Genomic DNA, 17,592 nt, shown 5'->3' with positions numbered 1-17,592 from the left:
ACGATGGTGTGAGCTGCCGGCCCGCTGCTAGCCGCAAGCGAGGATCAAGTCCGGGCCGGTTGCGACCGGTGAGTCCTGCTGGCGTGCGGGAGGAGCGAGATCGGCGTCGACCATGACCATCCAGTACTCTCCGCCGCAGGGCGGCAGCTCCTGGAACCGTTGGCACTTGATTCCAGCGGAGGGAATGCCATAGGTCGTCTTGATGTAGTTCATCCGGCGCAGACAGGCGGCAGATGAGGTGATGTGGTTCCCGTCCCATGGAACCCAGGTTGCCATGACAGTCGCGGTGACCGTCGTCGGCGCGGCGAGCGCCGGTGCGGCGAGCGCTGGCGCGGGTGTCGCCGCCAGGCCCAGGGCGGCAGCGAGGGCGGCCGCTCCGATCAATGTTGCCGGCCTTCTCATCGATCCTCCTCGTGTCCCCGTCTCGGAGGAATATGCGTCGGGGGCGTGCGCCGACCACACCCAGCAACGTGCACGCAAGGGAATGTCACTCATGCTCTCAGTAACAATCGGCAAAGGGGGCCGAATCGCCCTCTGCGCTGAGCTGGGCGTCGTACGGGCGCAGCGAGGGCGCGGGCCGGGTGTCGGCTGGCAGCGCGGCGAGCTGCGCCGCCAGGCGGTCTCGGGCCAGTTGCGGTGGGACGAGTTCGGGCAGCGCCTTGTACAGGGTGCTGCGGGAGATCCCGAGCAGCTTCGCGATCGACGACATTGACCGTTCCGGCTCCGCCAGGAGCTGCATAGCGTAGGCGATCTTCTCCGGCGTCATCACCGGTGGCCGGCCGAGGCGCTGGCCGCGGGCGCGGGCGGCGGCCAGGCCCTCGTTGGTGTTGGCCACGATTATCGTGCGGATGAACTCGGCCAGCGCGGCGAAGACGTGGAAGACGAACATGCCGCCGGCGGTGGTGGTGTCCAGCTTCTCGTGCAGCGACTGGAACCCCACCCCGTGGCGTTTGAGCCGGCCCACGATGGTGATGAGGTCTTCCAGGGAGCGTCCGAGCCGGTCCAGCGACACGACAGTGAGCGCGTCGCCGGGCCGCAGGTACTCGAACGCCTCGTGCAGGCCCGGCCGGTCGGCGTTCTTCCCACTGGCCTTGTCGAAGAAGCACTTCGCGCACCCGGCCGCGCTCAGCGCGGCTTGCTGCCGGGCGAGGTTCTGCTCCCGGGTGGAGACCCGGCCATAGCCGACCAACACACCCGCCAGCGGCGTGGGCACTAGCAAATCGCCTCCTGCGGGCGGCGGGGCGGCGGTCACGCCCGGCCGGCCCGGAGACGCTCGACCAACCAGAAGCCCTGGCAGTCCCCGCCACCGGGCAGGTACACGAGTAGGCCGTGCTCGTCGTCCCATTCCAGATCTCCGGGCCGCCCTTCGCCGGTGTCCTGCTCGCGCAGCGCGTCGACCTGTTCCTCGGTGAGGGTGACGGTCCCATCGCCGTTTTCTGCGCCGGCGCTGCTGCCGTCGAAGTGCTCGGGATTGGTGAGCCAAGCGGTCTGTTCCGGCCCGACGGTGGCCACGTACTCGATGCCGTAGGTCATAGCGTTCAGAGTGACCGAGAAACCCTCTTCGTCTTGTTGGACACGCAGAGTTTTTCGGACAGGTTTTCCGTACGGGTCTGACCGGGCCGGGGGTCAGCTTTCGGCTTGTTCGGGAAACGACCGATTCTCGGACACCTCCACCCGGAAACGCGCCTCATTCACATTCGCCGCCGCCAACCCGTCACCACCGACGGCGCCCGATCGATGCACAGGGCAAGGGGTCGCGCGTCGACGGCCAGGTGCCACCTCTGCCGCACCGCACCATCGACGACGCGCAGCACGGCCGGCACCCGGGGGGTGGGTGCCGGCCACACGCTGTTGGTAGCCGTTGCCGACGCTGGGCAGGCGTAGGTTGAGACGTGGGGCGGTGGACAGCCGCAACGGCCACACGCCGACGCTGATCATGCCCGCCGCCCCGTCAGCCCCAACGCTCACCGAGTGAGCACGATCAGGGTGGTGAAACGCGGTGCCTTCGCCTCGACGGGAGAAGCGGTGGGAGATCCTGCTCTCCTACCAGGTTCTGCAAGCCGCAGTGATCACTCTTCCGCTCGACGACGTCAACCGCCGACTCGCCTTCGGCCACGCCAATGTTCTCGACGCCCACGCCCACCTTGAGGACGGCGGCGCGTACCGGGCCGCCGGGGCGACACTGCTCCTGGCCGCCGCCACGCCCTGGGACGCCGTACGGACCGCCATGGCCCTCACCACGGCCGCCTACGGCGAAGCCGGCGTGGGACTGGAAGACCTGCGCGAACTCACCGTGCGACCAGCACACCGCGACCCTCGCGGCCCGTAACACCGGACCCCGCAATCACCGGCAACACGGTGCTCGCGGATCACGATCACCGCCCGTTGCGGCCCTCGCGATAAGAAGCCACGAGCCACCCGAGGAACCCGACCAGCAAGAGAACCACCACAATGACACTGACCTGCCAGGGCTTCATGACCTGAGAGCGTATAGAACTCCGGGCAGGGACTGATATAGATGGTGGTCCGGCGGCGAAGAGGCCACTCGACGACGCTACCGGGACCGGCAGACGCAGCGGAGGCGCACCTTGAACAGCAGGGGACGCTGGGGCGTCGCGCTCGTCGGTGTAGCCATGCTGATCGCGGTACTGAGTATCGACCGGGTTGGCCGCGATCAGGTAGCCATGCTCCTGTCCCTCGAACTGGCGGTCCTCGGCGCGGCGTTCGTCGCATCGTCACGGCAATAGCCACCCGGCCCGGCGCCGAGAGTCCGCTCAGCGCCTCTCGCGAGCCCCCCCCCGCATCGCTGCGCATACCGAGGGCCTACGCGGCTCCACCAAGCTCACCTAGATCAACTGCTTGGCGTTGGTTCTTCGCTGGAAACTACGGGCGGGCCATCATGGCACGCTTGATACCGCCACCTCCCCGAAGTGGCGGGGCCGTGCCTGCCCGGGCAACGAAAAACGCCCCCGGGTGATCCCGGGGGCGTTTTCGGTCATTGCGGAGGTGCTCAGGCACGACCGCGGCGGGTGCGGACCTCCTGGAGCCGCTCGGCGAGGATGTCCTCCAGCTCGGCGATCGAGCGCCGCTCCAGCAGCATGTCCCAGTGGGTACGCGGCGGCTTGGCCTTCTTCTGCTCCGGCTCGGTGCCGTCGACCAGACGGGCCACGCTGCCGTCGAACTTGCACTCCCAGGTCGTCGGGACCTCGGCGTCGACGGCGAACGGCACCTCGAACTGGTGGCCCTTGGCGCAGAGGTACTCGCGGGTCTGGCGCGGCGCGAGCTCCGTGTTGCGGTCGGACTCGTAGCTGACCGCTCCCAGCCGGCTACCGCGCAGCATGCGCTCGCCCATGATCGACTTCCCCTCGTTCGTGGTGCTGGTCTTCAGGTGTAACGACCGGTCACCGCTCGCCCATTCCCCGGCCCGCGGCGGCAGGGCCGTACGCGGGTCGGGAGTGTCAAGGGTAACCGGCCATGACAGCTGCCCGGCGGGGTCGTCCCCGGCCGGGCCGAATCGGTGGAGTGTTTCGCCTGTCAACGGGGATGTTACCCACCTGTTTGCGTGCCGGAGGTGACGATGAGCAGTGACGCGCCGGTCGGAGCCCGACCACCAGCCGGGAAGACCTTCTTCGGTCACCCCCGCGCGCTGTCCACGCTCTTCCTCACCGAGATGTGGGAGCGGTTCAGCTTCTACGGCATGCGGGCGATCCTCGTGCTGTACCTGACCGCCGCCGTCGCCGACGGCGGGCTCGATCTCGGCGAGTCCAGCGCCAACGCCGTGTACGGCACCTACAACGCCATGGTCTACCTGATGGCGCTACCCGGCGGCTGGGTCGCCGACCGGCTGATCGGCGCGCGGCGCAGCGTGCTGTGGGGCGGCGTGGTGATCGCCGCCGGCCACTACGTGATGGCGATCCCCACCGGGTGGAGCGTGTTCGCCGGCATGGCGCTGATCGTGCTCGGCACCGGCCTGCTCAAACCGAACATCTCCACCATGGTCGGTGACCTGTACGAGCGGGACTCCCCACGCCGCGACGCCGGGTTCTCCATCTTCTACATGGGCATCAACCTGGGCGCGTTCATCGCGCCGCTGATCACCGGCTTCCTCGGCGAGAAGATCAACTGGCATCTGGGGTTCGCCGCAGCCGCGATCGGCATGACCTTCGGCGTGCTCCAGTACGTGCTGGGCCGCCGCAACCTCGGCGAAGCCGGCGCCCGCCCGGCGGACCCGCTGCTCGGCGCCGACCGGCGGCGCGCGCTGACCCGCGTCGGCGTGGCGAGCGTCGTGGTGCTCGCCGTCCTGCTGGTGCTGCTCCTGGCCGGCTGGTTCACCGTCGACACGGTGGTCAACCTGCTCACAGTGGTGACGGTGCTGGTGACAGTCGGCTACTTCGCGCGGATCCTCACCGACCGGGAGATCAGCGGCACCGAACGCAGCCGGATGAAGGCGTACGTGTGGCTGTTCCTGTTCGCCGCCTCGTTCTGGCTCATCTACGACCAGGCCGGGTCGGTGCTGAACATCTTCGCCGCCGACCAGACCGACCGCTCGGTCGGCGGGTTCACGTTCCCGGCGTCCTGGTTGCAGTCGGTGAACCCGATCCTCATCATCATCGGCGCGCCGCTGGCCGCCGCGCTGTGGCTCAGACTCGGGCACCGGGTGTCCACGCCCACGAAGTTCGCCGTCGGCCTGGTGCTCAACGGCCTGTCGTTCGTCCTGATGGCCGCCGCCGCGCAGGCCGCCGTCGGCGGCGACCTGGTCTCACCGCTGTGGCTGGTCGCGGTGTACGCGATCCAGGTCGCCGGTGAGCTGTCCCTGAGCCCGGTCGGCCTGTCCGCCACCACGAAACTCGCCCCGGTCAAGTACGCCAGCCAGATGCTGGGCCTGTGGTTCCTCGCCACCGCCGTCGGCGACGCCATCGGCGGCCAGGTGGCCCGGCTGGCCGACACCTGGTCCCAGCCGGTCTACTTCCTCACCTTCGGTCTGGCCTCGGTGGTGCTGGGCCTGGCCGCGGTGATGTTCACCCGCCAGATCCGGCACCTGATGGCCAGCATCCACTGACAGCGCTCACCCCGCCGGGGTCGGCGGCAGCGGCAACGGCAGGCCGGGCAGCCCGTCGATGCTCGTGGCGACGTGGTCCTTGCCGGCGAAGTACGCGCTCAGCGACACGTCGTCCTCCCGGGCGAACCGCCGTTCGTGCAGGTCACGGTCGGCGTCGTAGGTCATGAACGGCACCGCGTAGCCGCAGGTGTCCCGGATCAGCTCGGCGCGCACCACGACGACCGCGCGCAGCCCGTGCGGACCCGGGTCGATGTCCGGGAAGTGGGCCAGCAGGCCGGACCAGCGCGGGTCGTCGCGGAACACCGGCTCGCCGCGCCCGTGCACCCGCACGATGTTCGGCGGGCCGGCGAACGCGCACCACATCAGCGTGATCCGGCCGTTCTCCCGCAGGTGGGCGATGGTCTCGGCGTTGCTGCCGGCGAAGTCCAGGTACGCCACGGTGTGCTCGTCGAGCACCGCGAAGCAGCCGCGCAGCCCTTTCGGGGACAGGTTGACGGTGCCGTCACCGGACAGCGGGGCGGTGGCCACGAAGAACATCGGCTGCGCCTCGATGAAGTCCCGCAGCCGCCCGTCGATGCGCTCGTACGTCTTTCCCATGCCCCGATCCTCGCCGCCCGACCGGGTGCGGCGCTGCCCCGTTCCCAGCCCGTGGCCGCCTCAGCCGGTACGCGTGCCGAGCCGCGCCAGCGCCGTCGCCAGATCGCTCACCTGGTCGGCGAGCTGCCCGGCCCGGCGCTGCGCGGCGTCCCGGTCGGCCTCGATCACCGCCGTCCGCGCGGCCAAGTCGGCCGCCCGGGCCTCGGCGGCGCTCGCGGCCCGCCGCGCGTCGGCCAGCTCCGCGGCGACCGCATCCCGCTCGGCGGTACGAGCCGTAGCCTGCTCCACCGCGGCGGCCACGTCCGCGCGGGCCCGCTCGACGGATGCGGCAGCCTCGGCGCGGGCGGCCTCGACCGCCGCGCTCGCCTCGGCCCGGACGCGCTCCAGCGCCGCCCCGGCTTCGGCGCGTGCCGCGTCGGCGCGGTCCCGCTCGACGAGGGCCTGCCTCGCGGTGGCGGCCTGCGCGTCGGCGCGTTCGGCGGCGGCCCGGGCCGCGCGCTCCGCCTCGACGGCCCGGCCCTGGGCGGCCTGAACGCCGGCGCGCGCCCGGTCGGCCTCGGCGCGGGACTGTTCGGCCCGGTCCAGGGCCTCGGTGGCGGAACGGGTGGCCCGCTCGGCGTCGGCCCGGGCGGCGTCCCGTTCCGCGGTCAACTCGGCCGCGCGGCGGCGTTCGGCGTCACGTTCGGTGCGTACCGTGCGCAGTTCGTGCCGCGCGGCGTCGCGGTCGCGTTCGGCCTGCACCCGCAGCGCCTGCGCCGCGCCCGCCTCGGCGCGCGCGGCGTCGCGGGCGTCCTCGGCCGCGGCGACCCGCTCGGCGGCGGCGGACGCGGTGGCCTCCGCCCGCTCGGCGCGGTCGCCGGCGGCGTCGCGTTCGGCGTACGCGGCGCGGGCCTGCTGCCGGTCACGGGCCGCCGCGGCGGTCGCGTCCTCGGCCTCACGGCGGGCCTCGTCGCGTTCGGCGTGCGCGGCGGCGACCTGCGCCGACGTCTCCGCGCGCAGCTCGGCGAGCTGCCGCTCCACACCGGCCGGTGACAGTTCGGCGTGCAGCGCCTCGGTGAGCGTCTCCACGATCTGGTCGAGCCGGTCCACCGCCTCCCAGGTGCGCGCCACCTGCCCGGGCAGGCCGGGGGAGTTGCGGTGACGCATCCGCGAGTTGCGGGCGGCCCGCTGGCAGGCGCCGTCGTTGTCCCGGCAGTAGCGGAAAGGGCGGCCCGCGCCGACGCGCTGCGGCACGTCGCGTCCGCAGTGGGCGCAGGGTCGGGTGTCGGTGGCGGGCTCGGCGTCCATCGGGGGCGAAGTCTATCCGGCGGCGTCCGCCCGGGCCGCGCCGTCGAGGGTGTAGCGGCGTTGGAGCAGCACGGCGACCACCATCACGGCGGCGGGCAGCAGCCCGAAGCCGTAGCGCAGCGCGTCCAGCGCGGTCGGGGACTGGGTCACGGTCTGCCCGGCGGTCGAGGCCACGAACCCGCCGGCGGCGAGGCACAGCGCGTACGCGTAGGGGCCGAGCGCGGCGCCGGTGGCCTCGGTGGCGGTCCACACCCCGGTGTACGTGCCGGCCCGCTCGGTGCCGCCTGCCGCGCGGATCACGTCGGGCAGCATCGAGAACGGCAGCAGTTGCATGCCGGCGAACGCCACCCCGAGCACCGCCACGGCGGCCACCAGGACCGGCAGTCCGGCGGGGCGGCCGATCGCCAGCACCAGCGACCCGGCGGCGAACGCGGCCTGCCCGGCGAGCAGGGCACGTTGCTTGCCGATCCGCCGCGCCACCGCCAGCCAGCCCGGGGTGACCAGCAGCGCGGGTGCGACGAACGCGGCCACCAGCACGGTGGTGAGTCCGGGGCGGCCCAGTTCGTACTCGGCGTAGTAGGGCACCCCGGCGAGCACCAGGTGGGTGGTGGTGGACATGGCCAGGTACGCGCCGACCAGCCAGCGGAACTGCCGGTCCCGCAGGCTCGCCGCCAGCGCCCGCCACCCGCCCGGGCCGTGCGGCGGGGCCGTGTCGGCGGCGGTGCGGCGCAGCCGGCCGATCCCGGCGACGCCGACCAGCATCGCGGCGAGCATCCCGGCCGCCAGCACCACGCCCATCCGCAGGTAACCGTCGCGTGTGGCGTCGTCGCCGCCGGCCAGCAGCGGCGCGAGCAGTCCGGAGACCAGGATGCCGAGCGTCAGCACCACCATCCGGAACGCCATCAGCCGGGTCCGCTCGTGGTAGCCGATCCGCAGGTCCGCCGGGGTCGCCAGGTAGGGCACCTGGTACGCGGCGAACAGCAGGTTGCCGGCGACGAAGAAGACCGCCACCCAGCCGGCCGCGGCGGCGCCGGTGAGGTCGCCGGGCACCGCGAACAGGGCGGCGAACGCCAGCGGCAGCGCGCATCCGGCCAGCAGCAGCCGGCGGCGGTGGCCCCGGCGGGCCTGCTCCACGTCGCAGCGGTGCCCGATCCACGGGTGCAGCAGCACGTCGGCGATCTTCGGCAGCAGCAGCGTGAGCCCGGCGAGCCACGGCGCGACCGCCAGCACGTCGGTCAGGAAGTAGAGCAGCAGCAGCCCGGGCACGGTGACCCAGACGCCCATGCCGAGTGAGCCGGTGGCGAACCCGACGAGCGGGCCGCGCGGCAGGGTGACCGCGTCGGAGCGCTGATCCAGCCCGGTCATGGCGGTCTCCTGTCCTCGGGGCGCGCCGCCCCCAATCCAACGGTTGCTGGATTGTAGGGGTAACAATGGCCGGATGACCATGCCTCGCCGCCGTCCGGGCCGGCCCCGCCGCGACGACCAGCGGCCGACCCGTGACCTGGTGCTCGCCGCCGCCACCGCGTTGTTCGCCGAGCGGGGCTTCGACGCGGTGAGCGTCCGCGACGTCGCCGCCGCGGCGGGCGTGGACGCGGCCACCGTCGTGCACCACACCGGCACCAAGGCGCAGCTCTACGAGGCCTGCTTCGCCCGGGTGTTCAGCGCCGAGCGGGAGGTCATCGAGGCAGCAGGGGAACGCGCCCGGGCGGCCCTGGCAGCGGGCCCGCAGGACGCGCTGCGGGCGCTGCACGACCTGGTGGACGTGTTCGTCGACTTCCTGGAGGACCGGCCGGAGACGACCGCGCTGTGGCTGCGCCGCTGGCTGGAGCCGCAGCGGCACGGCGAGCTGGACCGCCGCTACGCCGCCCCGCTGTACGGGCTGGTCGAGGAGCTGCTGGTGGCGGCGTCCGGGGCCGGCGCGCTGACCGAGCCGACCCCGCACGTGACGGTGCGTTCCCTGGTCTGGGCGGTGCACGGGCACGTGGTGGCGCTCGCCGCCGGGACCGGCTCGGGGGCGCGGGAGCGCCGGGAGTTCCGGGCGTTCGTGCACCGGTTCCTCGACGCCCTGTACGCCAGCGGCCCGGGAGACACCCGCCCTTGACGCCGGCCCGCGCTCCGGGGATTATCCATCAGTCGTTGGATTAAGGAGGCGGGTATGGCCACACCCAGGGTCGCTGTCGTCGGCGCCGGAGCCGCCGGGCTGGCCACGCTCAAGGCGCTCGCCGACGCCGGTGTCCCGGCGGTGGCGTTCGAGGCGGCGGACACGCTCGGCGGCCTCTGGGTGTACGGCGCACCCGGCTCGCCCGCGTACCGCACGCTGCACCTGAACACCAGCAAGGGGCGCACCGAGTTCGCCGACCACCCGATGCCGGCCGACTGGCCCGACTACCCCGACCACACCCGCGTCGCGGGCTACCTCGGCGACTACGCCGACCGGTTCGGGCTGCGCGAGGCGGTACGGCTGCGGCACACAGTCGAGCGGGTCACCCGCACCGGCGACGGCTGGCGGGTGCGGGCCACCGGCCCGGACGGCCCGGTCGAGGTCGACGTCGAGGCGGTGGTGGTCGCCAACGGGCACAACCGGGTGCCGAAGCGGCCCGAGCCGTACCCGGGCGAGTGCACGGCCGAGCAGATGCACAGCCACGACTACCGGGGACCGGAGCAGCTCGCCGGGCGGCGGGTGCTCGTGGTCGGCGGCGGCAACTCCGCCATGGACATCGCCGTCGACGCCTCGTACGCCGCCGAGCGCACGCTGCTGTCGCTGCGCCGCGGTGTGTGGGTGGTGCCCAAGTACCTGCTCGGCCGCCCGTCGGACACGCTCAACGGCGCGCTGGCCCGCCGGCTGCCGTGGTGGCTGCGGCAGCGGATCAGCCAGACCATGATCACCACCGCCGTCGGGCCGCCCACCCGGTACGGGCTGCCCGCACCGGCGCACGGCTTCCTGCAGGACCACCCGACGCTGTCCGACGCGCTGCTGTCCCGGCTCACCCACGGCGACATCCAGGCCCGGCCCGGCATCGCCCGCTTCGACGGCGACCGGGTCGAGTTCACCGACGGCCGCCACGACGAGGTCGACCTGGTCGTCTGGTGCACCGGCTACCGGGTCGAGATGCCGTTCCTCGACCCGGCCTTGCTCGGCGACGGCGCGGACCGGCTGCCGCTGTACCGGCACGTGTTCCACCTGGACGCCCCCGGGCTGGCGTTCGTCGGGCTCATGCAGTCCACCGGTGCGGCGTTCCCCCTGGTCGAGGCGCAGGCCCGGCTGGTGGCCGCGCGCCTGGCCGGCACCTGGGCGCCACCGGACGCGGCCCGTCAGGCCGCCGCCTGCCGCGACGAGCTGCGCGCCGCCACCGCCCGGTGGGGGCAGCGCCGCCCGCACATGCGCGTCGACTTCGACGTCTACCTGGCCGAACTGGGCCGCGAGCTGGCCGCCGGCCGTCGCCGGGCCGGAGCGGCACGATGAGCGCCCCGGGCCGGAGCAGCGGGCTGGCCGGGCGGCGGGTGCTGGTCACCGGCGCCCGGGGCACGTTCGGGCAGCACCTGGGCGCGGCCCTCACCGCCGCCGGCGCCCACGTGGTCGGGCTGGACCTGCACGCCGACGCCGACGCCACACCGCCGGTGCTCGGCGTCGACCTGACCGACCCGGATGCGACGCAAGCAGCGGTGGCCGCCGCCGTCGACCGGCTCGGCGGCCTGGACCTGCTGGTCAACAACGCCGGTGTGGGCGGGCCCGCGCCCGCCGAGCTGCCGCCGGACGAGGTGGTGCGCCGCCAGATCGAGGTGAACCTGCTCGCCGCCTGGCGGACCACCGCCGCCGCGATGCCGGCCCTGGAAGCCGCCCGCGGCCGGGTGATCTTCGTGGCCAGCCGGATGGCCGTGCTGCCGCTGCCGCTGGCTGCCGCGTACGGGGTCAGCAAGCGGGCGCTCGTCGCGTACGCCGACGCGCTGCGCCACGAGGTCGGCACGCACGTCGGCGTCAGCGTCGTCTACCCCAGCATGGTCGCCTCCCCGATCCACGACAGCACCGTGGCGGCCGGGCTGTCGCTGAGCGGGGTGTCCCGGCCGGAGCCGGTCGAGGGGGTGGTGGCCGCGATCCTGCGCGCCGCCACCGCCCGGCGCGCGCCACGGGACGTCGCCACCACCCGGCGCGGCCGGATCGAACTGGCGCTGGCCCGGCACGCTCCGGCGCTCGCCGACCGGATGGTGCGCCGTACCGTCGCCGGGCGGCTGGCCGCCGGTGACCTGGACGGTGCGGCGCCGGCCGCGGGCATGGTCCGGCGGCACCGGCAGGCCCGCCGGTAGCCTGCTCGCCATGGCCGTCTCGCCCTACATCGCCCGGCTGCGCCGCCACGTCGGCCACGACCTGCTCATGCTGTACGGCGTCAGCGGCGTGGTCACCGACGACGCGGGACGGGTGCTGCTGGCCCGCCGGGGCGACAACGGCCGATGGTCCGTCCCGGCGGGCACCGTGGACCCGGGCGAGCAACCCGCCGACGCGGTGGTGCGCGAGGTCCACGAGGAGACCGGCGTGACGGTGGCGATCGACCGGCTGGCCGGTGTCGCCACCCATCCGGTGGTCTACCCCAACGGCGACGCCTGCGAATACCTCAACATCTGGTTCCGCTGCCGGGCGGTCGGCGGGTCGCCGACGGCCGACGGCGACGAGTCGCTGGCGGTCGCCTGGTTCGCGCCGGACGCGCTGCCGGACCTGGACGACTGGGCCCGGCTGCGGATCGGCACCGCGCTCACCGACGACGCCCCGCCCTGGTACGCCGCGCCGGGGCAGAGCCACCCGGCGCTGCACCAGCCCGACAACATCTAGCCGAACACCATCTCGTACGGCCGGTCCGGGGCCAGCGCCACCGCCCCGTGGCCGCCCGGCGCGTGCACCACCACGTGCTGCGCCACCGGCGACACCAGTCGCACCCGGATCCGGCCCGGCGCCCAGGTCAGCTCCTCGACGACGACCCGGCCCCGGCAGGTGATGCCGCGCAGCGTGCCGGCGGGCAGGCCCGGTAGCGGCGCGGGGAGCAGCCGCAGCGTCCCCGGGCGCGACTGCACGAGCGACTCGATGAGCACCGCCGGGAGCGCGTGCGCGGCGTCGGCGTTGTACGTGGTCCGGCCCGGGTTGTGCGCGCTCATCAGCGACCGGAAGAACATGTCCGCGCCGACGATCTTGCGGAGGTTCGCCGCGGTTAGGTCGCCGTCGCGCAGCCGTGCCGCCGCCAGCGCCCGGTGCAGGCTGCCGTGCGCGGACCGGTTCTCGTCGCCGCGCAGCGTCAGTGCCCGGTGCGCGGCGGCGGCCAGCTCCGGGGTGTCGTCCCTGTCGATCTCGTGCAGCGGCCACACCGGATACAGGTGGCTGACGTGCCTGTGGTCCTCGTCGCCGGTGCTGCCGGGCCACGCCCACTCGGCGAGCGCGCCCCGCCCGTCCACCAGGTAGTCCGGCGGCCGCACCCCGGCCCACCGGTCGTCGCCTGTCACCTCGGCGGCCAGCCGCAGCGCGTGCCGGGCGGCGGCGACGTCCATGGTGGCGTTGACCGCCACCGGCGCGGTCCGGCCGGTGTCGTCGTACGGGCCGGTCTCCGGTGAGTACGACGGCACCAGCGCCGGCCGCCCGTCCACAGCGGTCAGCACGTCGGCGAAGAAGTCCGCCACCTCGGCCAGCCATCCGGCCACCTCGCCCAGCGGCTCACCGGTGACCAGGTGGTGTTCGTGCAGCGGATGCAGCAGCCAGTCCGCGCCGGCCAGCCACGCGGTGAACGGCCACTGCGGGTGGACGTGGAACAGGTGCCCGTGTTCGCCGTCGGTGCGGCTGGGCGCGAGCAGCCCGCGTGCCCCGTACACGGCCCGGGCGTTGGCACGCCAGTGGTCCACCTGGGCGGCGACCAGCCGGGCGTGCGCCGCTGTCACCTCCGGCAGGGCGCCCACGTTCGCGCCCGCGAGCTGGAGGTTCAGGTTCGCGTCGGTGGTGAAGTCACCGGCCCACGCCGCGTCCCAGGAGCCGAGCCACAGCCCGGTCAGCCGGGGCGGCAGCACCCCGCTGGCGCTGAACAGCAGGTACCGGCCGGAGTGGAACAGCCGTTCCAGCAGCGCCGGATCCAGCCGGTCCGGCGTGGCGGCCTGCCGGGCCAGCAGCTCACCGACTGGGAGCGTCCGGTCGGCGGCGGGCACGCCGAGGTCCAGCCCGACCCGGGCGTACGGGCCGCGATGGCGAGGCACGTGCCGGGCCAGCAGCGTGTCGTAGTCACCGGGCAGCGCGGCGAGCCGCCGTTCCGACACCCGGGTACGCCACGGCGGCGCATCGGGCCGGTCAACGAGCGTGGTGAGCAGCGCCGGTCCGCGTACCCGCACCCGGTCGCCGTCGACGCTCACGTCGCCGCGCAGCAGCGTCAGCCCTTCGAACCCGTACGCCCCGCCGGCGTCCGGGTAGCGGGCACGTACCCGCAGGAACACCAGCCCGTCGCGGCGGTACGCGGCCTGTTCGTACACCACGTCGGCGGGCCTGCCGGGCAGCTCACCCGTCGCCCCGACCACGCAGTGGCCCTGGTCGAGGTGCAGCACCGCCACGGCGTCGGCGCGGGAGGCGAAGCAGCGCCGCCGTCCGCCCGGCCACGCGACCGTCACCTCGCCGGTGGTGAAGTCGGTGTCGCGCCGGTAGCCGCGTACCGGCCCGGGCGACGCGTCGACGGTGAGCGCGAACCCGGGGTGGAACGGCTGGGTCCACTCCAGCTCCCGGCCGCCGGTCAGCAGCCGGGCGGCCTCGGCGCGCCGCCCGGCGAGCACCAGCGCGCGGATGTGCGGCATCCGGCCGGCCAGCTCGGGCGCGCGGGCGTGCCGGGTGCCGTTGGGCAGGACGAGCCGGTGGTGGTTCACCACGATCCGTTCCGCGTGCGGCCGCCCGTGGACCATCAGCCCCAGCTCGCCGTTGCCGGTGAGGAACGCGTCGGTCCAGTCGAGCGCCGGGGCGGTGTCGTGGATGCGGTGCGCCGTCACCGGCCGGCGCTGGTGTCCCGCACGGTGAGGTGCGGCTCCAGCAACGTCACCTCCGGCACCGCCTCGCCGCCCAACCGCCGCATCAGCAACGCCACCGCCTGCCGGCCGACCTCCTCGGCGGGCACCGGTACGCAGGTGAGCCCGGACTGCTCGGCCAGCTCGTCCGGGCAGATCGCGACGACCGACACGTCGCGGGGCACCCGGCGGCCCAGCAGCGGCAGCGTGGCGAGCACCGGACCGACCGCCGACTCGTTCTGCACCACCAGCCCGGTCACGTCCGGGTGGTCGGCGAGCAGCGCCTCCAGGTCACGGCGTACCGCGGCCGGTCCCTCCTCGCAGGGCCGGGTCACCGCGTCGACGCCGAGCCGCTCGGCGGCGGCGCGTACCCCGGCGCGGGTGCGGTGGGCGAACCCGGTGCCCCGGTCGTAGACCGCGGCGGGCGCGCCGAGCAGCGCGATGAGCCGGTGCCCGGCGGCGGCCAGGTGTTCCACGCACAGCTCACCGGCGCGCCGGAAGTCGAGGTCCACGCAGGCCAGTCCGGTGCTGTTGGCGGGGTGCCCGATCAGGACGCCCGGCAGCGCCAGCTCGCGCAGCAGCGGCACCCGGGAGTCCTCCAGCTCCACGTCCATCAGCAGCACGCCGTCGACGAGCGCGCTGCCGGCGATGCGGTGCAGCCCGGCCGGTCCCTCGTCGGCGGTGACCAGCAGCACGTCGTGGTCGTGCTGGCGGGCGGTGGTGACCACGGCGGTGGCGAAGCGCATCACCACGGGCACCTGCATGCCGGTGCGCAGCGGCAGCACCAGCGCGATCACGTTGGCCTTGCGGCTGGCGAGCGCGCGGGCCCCGGCGTGCGGGTGGTAGCCGAGCGCGCGGACGCTGGCGAGCACCCGGCCCCGGGTGGTGGCCGAGATGGCGCGTTTGCCGCTGAGCACGTACGACACGGTGCTGGCCGCCACCCCGGCGTGCCGGGCCACGTCGGCGATGGTGACCTGCTCGCCCGGGGTCCGGCCGGTCACCGGGCCGCCCCGAAGGTGGTGCCGGCCGGCTCGGCTGTCGCGTCGCCGCCGGTGACGGTGAGCGCGCCGGCGAGCCGGATGTCGCGCGCGGACCGGCCGACGAGCACCGAGTGGACGGCGTCCTCCACCACCATCGCGGCGCGGGTCTCGTCCCACCAGGCCAGGTCGGCGGTACGCAGGCGCATCGTCACCCGGGCGGCGCAGCCGGGGTCGAGCGTGACGCGGGCGAAGTCGCGCAACTGCCGCAGCGGCTGCTTGACCTGGGAGTGCCGCTGCCGGGTGTAGAGCTGCACGACCTCGGTGCCCGGGCGGCGGCCCGTGTTGGTGACCTCGACGCTCACCTCCACCTCCTCGCCGGCGCGCGTCGTGGCGGTGCTCAGCCGGAGGTCAGCGTAGTCGAACTCGGCGTAGCTGAGCCCGTGCCCGAACGGGTACAGCGGTTCGCCCCGGTGGTAGAGGTAGGTGGCGTCGGCGCCGATGACGTCGTAGTCGAGCAGGTCGGGCAGTTCGGCGGCGTCGGCGTACCAGGTCTGGGTGAGCCGCCCGCCCGGGTCGGCGGCGCCGAGCAGCACGTCGGCCAGCCCGTTGCCGTGCTCCTGTCCGCCGTGGGCGCTCCACAGCACGGCCGGCAGGTGGTCCTGCGCCCAGCCGGCCGCGTACGGGTAGCTGCTCGTGAGCGCCAGCACGGTACGCGGGTTCGCGGCGTGCACGGCCCGCAGCAGCTCCGCCTGGCCGGTGGGCAGCGCCAGGTCGGCGCGGTCCTCGGTCTCCCGGCCGTTGACCATCGGGTGGTTGCCGAGCACCACCACCGCCACGTCGGCGGCGGCCGCGAGCGCGGCGGCCTCAGCGGCCCCGTCCACGCGCAGCGTCACGGTGAACACGGCCGGGTCTCCGGTCGCGACGCTCAGCCGTCCGTCCGACGCGACGCCGACGTGCCGGCCGGTGGCCAGGTGGTGCAGCAGCGCGGTGCCGTCGGGCCGGTGGCGCAGGCGGAACGTCTCGCGTACCACCCAGCCGCCCGGGCCGTCGCGGTCGGCGACGAGGGCCCCGGTGTCGTCGGCGCCGACGTACCGGCCGGTGTCGACGGCGCGCACCGCCACCACGTCCTGCCCCCAGTCGACCACGTCGAACTCGGCCGGACTGTCGCCGAGCGCCAGCGGGCCGTCGTCGTGGCGTACCGCCCGGTCGCCCACGTGCAGCGTGATCCGGTCCGCGCCGGGGTGGGTGGTCACCTCGGGCAGGCGTCCGAGCAGCCCGGCGTACGCGCTGATCGTGTACGGCGGGGTGCCGCTGTACCAGTCGGTGAGCACGGTGTCGGCGAGCGGGCCGAGCACCGCGACGCGGGTGCCGGGGCGCAGCGGCAGCAGGCCGTCGTTGCGCAGCAGCACCACCGACTGGCGGGCGGCCTCGCGGGCGAGTTCCCGGTGGGCGAGGCTGTCGAGCGTGTCCGGCGGCACGCCGTCGTGGGGGTCCGGGGCCAGGTCGCCCAGCCGCGACCGGACGGACAGGATCCGCCGCACCGCCCGGTCCACGTGGGAGGGCTCGATCAGTCCGCGCGCCAGCGCCTCGGTGAGACGTTCCACAGTGGGGGCGGTGGCCTCGTCGTCCTCGGTGAAGCTGTCGATGCCGGCACGCAGCGCGGCGGCGAAGCCTGCCACGTGGTCGGGCAGGTACTCCTGCACGCCGGCGATGTTGCCGACCGCACCGGCGTCACCGACCACCATGATCTCGTCGTCGGCGTAGCCGCGCAGCTCACCCTCGATCAGCGGGCTCAGGTGCGCCGGTACGCCGTCGACCAGGTTGTACGACGCCATCACCGCCACCGCCGCGCCCGCCGCCAGGGGAGCGCGGAAGGCGGGCAGCTCGTACTCGTGCAGCACCCGGGGCGGCAGGTCGCTGGAGGTGGTGGCCCGGTCGGTCTCGTTGTTGTAGCCGAGGAAGTGCTTGAGCGTCGGCGCGGTCCGCAGCCGGATCGGGTGGTCGCCGCGCAGCCCCAGCGCGTACGCGGTGGCGAGCCGGCCGGTCAGCCACGGGTCCTCGGACCAGCCCTCCTCGTTGCGCCCCCACCGGGGGTCGCGCAGCGGGTTGACCACCGGCGCCCACACGTTGAGACCGACGCGGTCCGGGTCGGCCCGGTGCTTCACCCGCACCTCGTCGCCGACGGCGGCCCCGACCGCCCGGATCAGGTCCGGGTTCCAGCTCGCGGCCAGGCCGATCGCCTGCGGGAAGACGGTGGCGGTGCCGAGCCACGCGACGCCGTGCAGCGCCTCGGTGCCGGTGCGGAACGCGCGCAGGCCGAGCCGGGGCACCGGCGCCTGCCACTGGTGCAGCAGGCCGAGCTTCTCCGGCAGCGTGAGCCGGGCCAGCAGGTCGTCGAGACGGTGGGGGACGGGGTCGGTCATGGTGGGCGCCTCCGGTCGGCGTACGTGCTGCCGCTCGTTCGTCGAAGCGCTTCGACTAACGAGCCGGTGATGCGGCGGCGCGTACGCGAAAAGGGGTGGTGGTGGGGGTCGGCGGTGTCGGCCCGGAGCGGTGGTGAAGCGCTTCGACAACCGCCGAAAAACACGCCGCTTCGCAGGTTGCCCGGTCCCGGAACGCGGCGCTACCGAGGTTGACACCTTCCGGCCGGTGCGGTCA

General features: G+C 74.1%; 17 protein-coding genes. 7 read left to right on the top strand and 10 right to left on the bottom strand.

Translation table 11 applies throughout. The annotated features are described in order from the left end of the window. Positions 1–27: 27 nt before the first annotated feature. The 3 genes from ABIH81_RS23940 to ABIH81_RS23930 form a co-directional block, all read right to left on the bottom strand. Complete coding sequence (locus ABIH81_RS23940) at positions 28–402, bottom strand: hypothetical protein (protein ID WP_349877128.1); 375 nt, start codon at positions 400–402, stop codon at positions 28–30. Positions 403–499: 97 nt separating this feature from the next. Then, a complete protein-coding gene (locus ABIH81_RS23935) occupies positions 500–1,213 on the bottom strand; it encodes a recombinase family protein (RefSeq protein ID WP_349877127.1) in 714 nt (237 codons plus the stop codon). Between the two features lie 35 nt (positions 1,214–1,248). Beyond that, positions 1,249–1,533, bottom strand: a complete 285-nt coding sequence (locus tag ABIH81_RS23930) for a hypothetical protein (protein ID WP_349877126.1) — start codon at positions 1,531–1,533, stop codon at positions 1,249–1,251. A gap of 466 nt (positions 1,534–1,999) precedes the next feature. Here ABIH81_RS23930 and ABIH81_RS23925 point away from each other — a divergent pair, with 466 nt between their 5' ends. Beyond that, on the top strand, positions 2,000–2,329 hold the full coding sequence (locus ABIH81_RS23925) for a hypothetical protein (protein ID WP_349877125.1): 330 nt from the start codon (positions 2,000–2,002) through the stop codon (positions 2,327–2,329). Between the two features lie 259 nt (positions 2,330–2,588). Further along, positions 2,589–2,747 (top strand): hypothetical protein, encoded by a 159-nt coding sequence (locus ABIH81_RS23920; RefSeq protein ID WP_349877124.1) that lies wholly within the window; start codon positions 2,589–2,591, stop codon positions 2,745–2,747. 263 nt (positions 2,748–3,010) lie between these two features. Here ABIH81_RS23920 and ABIH81_RS23915 read toward each other — a convergent pair whose 3' ends face one another. Beyond that, positions 3,011–3,352 carry an RNA polymerase-binding protein RbpA gene (locus tag ABIH81_RS23915; protein WP_007070998.1) on the bottom strand — a complete coding sequence of 114 codons (342 nt, stop codon included), beginning with the start codon at positions 3,350–3,352 and terminating at the stop codon, positions 3,011–3,013. A 225-nt stretch (positions 3,353–3,577) separates the two neighbouring features. On the opposite strand from ABIH81_RS23915, the gene ABIH81_RS23910 reads away from it, so the two are divergent. After that, on the top strand, positions 3,578–5,059 hold the full coding sequence (locus ABIH81_RS23910) for a peptide MFS transporter (protein WP_349877123.1): 1,482 nt from the start codon (positions 3,578–3,580) through the stop codon (positions 5,057–5,059). Between the two features lie 6 nt (positions 5,060–5,065). On the opposite strand, the gene ABIH81_RS23905 is transcribed toward ABIH81_RS23910, so the two are convergent. The 3 genes from ABIH81_RS23905 to ABIH81_RS23895 are packed head-to-tail and all read right to left on the bottom strand — an operon-like array spanning position 5,066 to position 8,308. Continuing rightward, positions 5,066–5,656 carry a pyridoxamine 5'-phosphate oxidase family protein gene (locus ABIH81_RS23905; RefSeq protein WP_349877122.1) on the bottom strand — a complete coding sequence of 197 codons (591 nt, stop codon included), beginning with the start codon at positions 5,654–5,656 and terminating at the stop codon, positions 5,066–5,068. Between the two features lie 60 nt (positions 5,657–5,716). Then, entirely contained in the window at positions 5,717–6,943 is a 1,227-nt protein-coding gene (locus ABIH81_RS23900) for a hypothetical protein (protein ID WP_349877121.1), read from the bottom strand. A 12-nt stretch (positions 6,944–6,955) separates the two neighbouring features. After that, the gene (locus tag ABIH81_RS23895) at positions 6,956–8,308 is read right to left on the bottom strand and encodes an MFS transporter (protein WP_349877120.1); all 1,353 of its coding nucleotides are present in this window, start codon (positions 8,306–8,308) and stop codon (positions 6,956–6,958) included. Between the two features lie 79 nt (positions 8,309–8,387). Here ABIH81_RS23895 and ABIH81_RS23890 point away from each other — a divergent pair, with 79 nt between their 5' ends. The 4 genes from ABIH81_RS23890 to ABIH81_RS23875 are packed head-to-tail and all read left to right on the top strand — an operon-like array spanning position 8,388 to position 11,765. Then, complete coding sequence (locus tag ABIH81_RS23890; RefSeq protein ID WP_349881186.1) at positions 8,388–9,044, top strand: TetR/AcrR family transcriptional regulator; 657 nt, start codon at positions 8,388–8,390, stop codon at positions 9,042–9,044. Between the two features lie 54 nt (positions 9,045–9,098). Beyond that, positions 9,099–10,406: an NAD(P)-binding domain-containing protein gene (locus ABIH81_RS23885; RefSeq protein ID WP_349877119.1), complete on the top strand. Its 1,308-nt coding sequence runs from the start codon at positions 9,099–9,101 to the stop codon at positions 10,404–10,406. Continuing rightward, positions 10,403–11,245, top strand: coding sequence for an SDR family NAD(P)-dependent oxidoreductase (locus tag ABIH81_RS23880; RefSeq protein ID WP_349877118.1), 843 nt, complete (start codon positions 10,403–10,405; stop codon positions 11,243–11,245). Before ABIH81_RS23885 ends, ABIH81_RS23880 begins: the two co-directional genes overlap by 4 nt. A gap of 10 nt (positions 11,246–11,255) precedes the next feature. Further along, a complete protein-coding gene (locus ABIH81_RS23875; protein ID WP_349877117.1) occupies positions 11,256–11,765 on the top strand; it encodes an NUDIX domain-containing protein in 510 nt (169 codons plus the stop codon). On the opposite strand, the gene ABIH81_RS23870 is transcribed toward ABIH81_RS23875, so the two are convergent. Genes ABIH81_RS23870 through ABIH81_RS23860 form a run of 3 tightly spaced genes read right to left on the bottom strand, consistent with a single transcriptional unit; the run spans position 11,762 to position 17,357 of the window. Continuing rightward, positions 11,762–13,939: a glycoside hydrolase family 95 protein gene (locus tag ABIH81_RS23870; RefSeq protein WP_349877116.1), complete on the bottom strand. Its 2,178-nt coding sequence runs from the start codon at positions 13,937–13,939 to the stop codon at positions 11,762–11,764. The genes ABIH81_RS23875 and ABIH81_RS23870 overlap by 4 nt on opposite strands. Continuing rightward, a complete protein-coding gene (locus ABIH81_RS23865) occupies positions 13,936–14,955 on the bottom strand; it encodes a LacI family DNA-binding transcriptional regulator (protein ID WP_349877115.1) in 1,020 nt (339 codons plus the stop codon). The genes ABIH81_RS23870 and ABIH81_RS23865 overlap by 4 nt, the downstream gene beginning before the upstream one ends. Continuing rightward, on the bottom strand, positions 14,952–17,357 hold the full coding sequence (locus ABIH81_RS23860; RefSeq protein ID WP_349877114.1) for a glycoside hydrolase family 3 C-terminal domain-containing protein: 2,406 nt from the start codon (positions 17,355–17,357) through the stop codon (positions 14,952–14,954). The genes ABIH81_RS23865 and ABIH81_RS23860 overlap by 4 nt, the downstream gene beginning before the upstream one ends. Positions 17,358–17,592: the final 235 nt, after the last annotated feature.

Source organism: Micromonospora sp. HUAS YX12 (assembly GCF_040215685.1).
GTDB classification, from domain to species: Bacteria; Actinomycetota; Actinomycetes; order Mycobacteriales; family Micromonosporaceae; genus Micromonospora; species Micromonospora tulbaghiae.
This window is presented reverse-complemented; position numbering and strand designations above follow the sequence as displayed.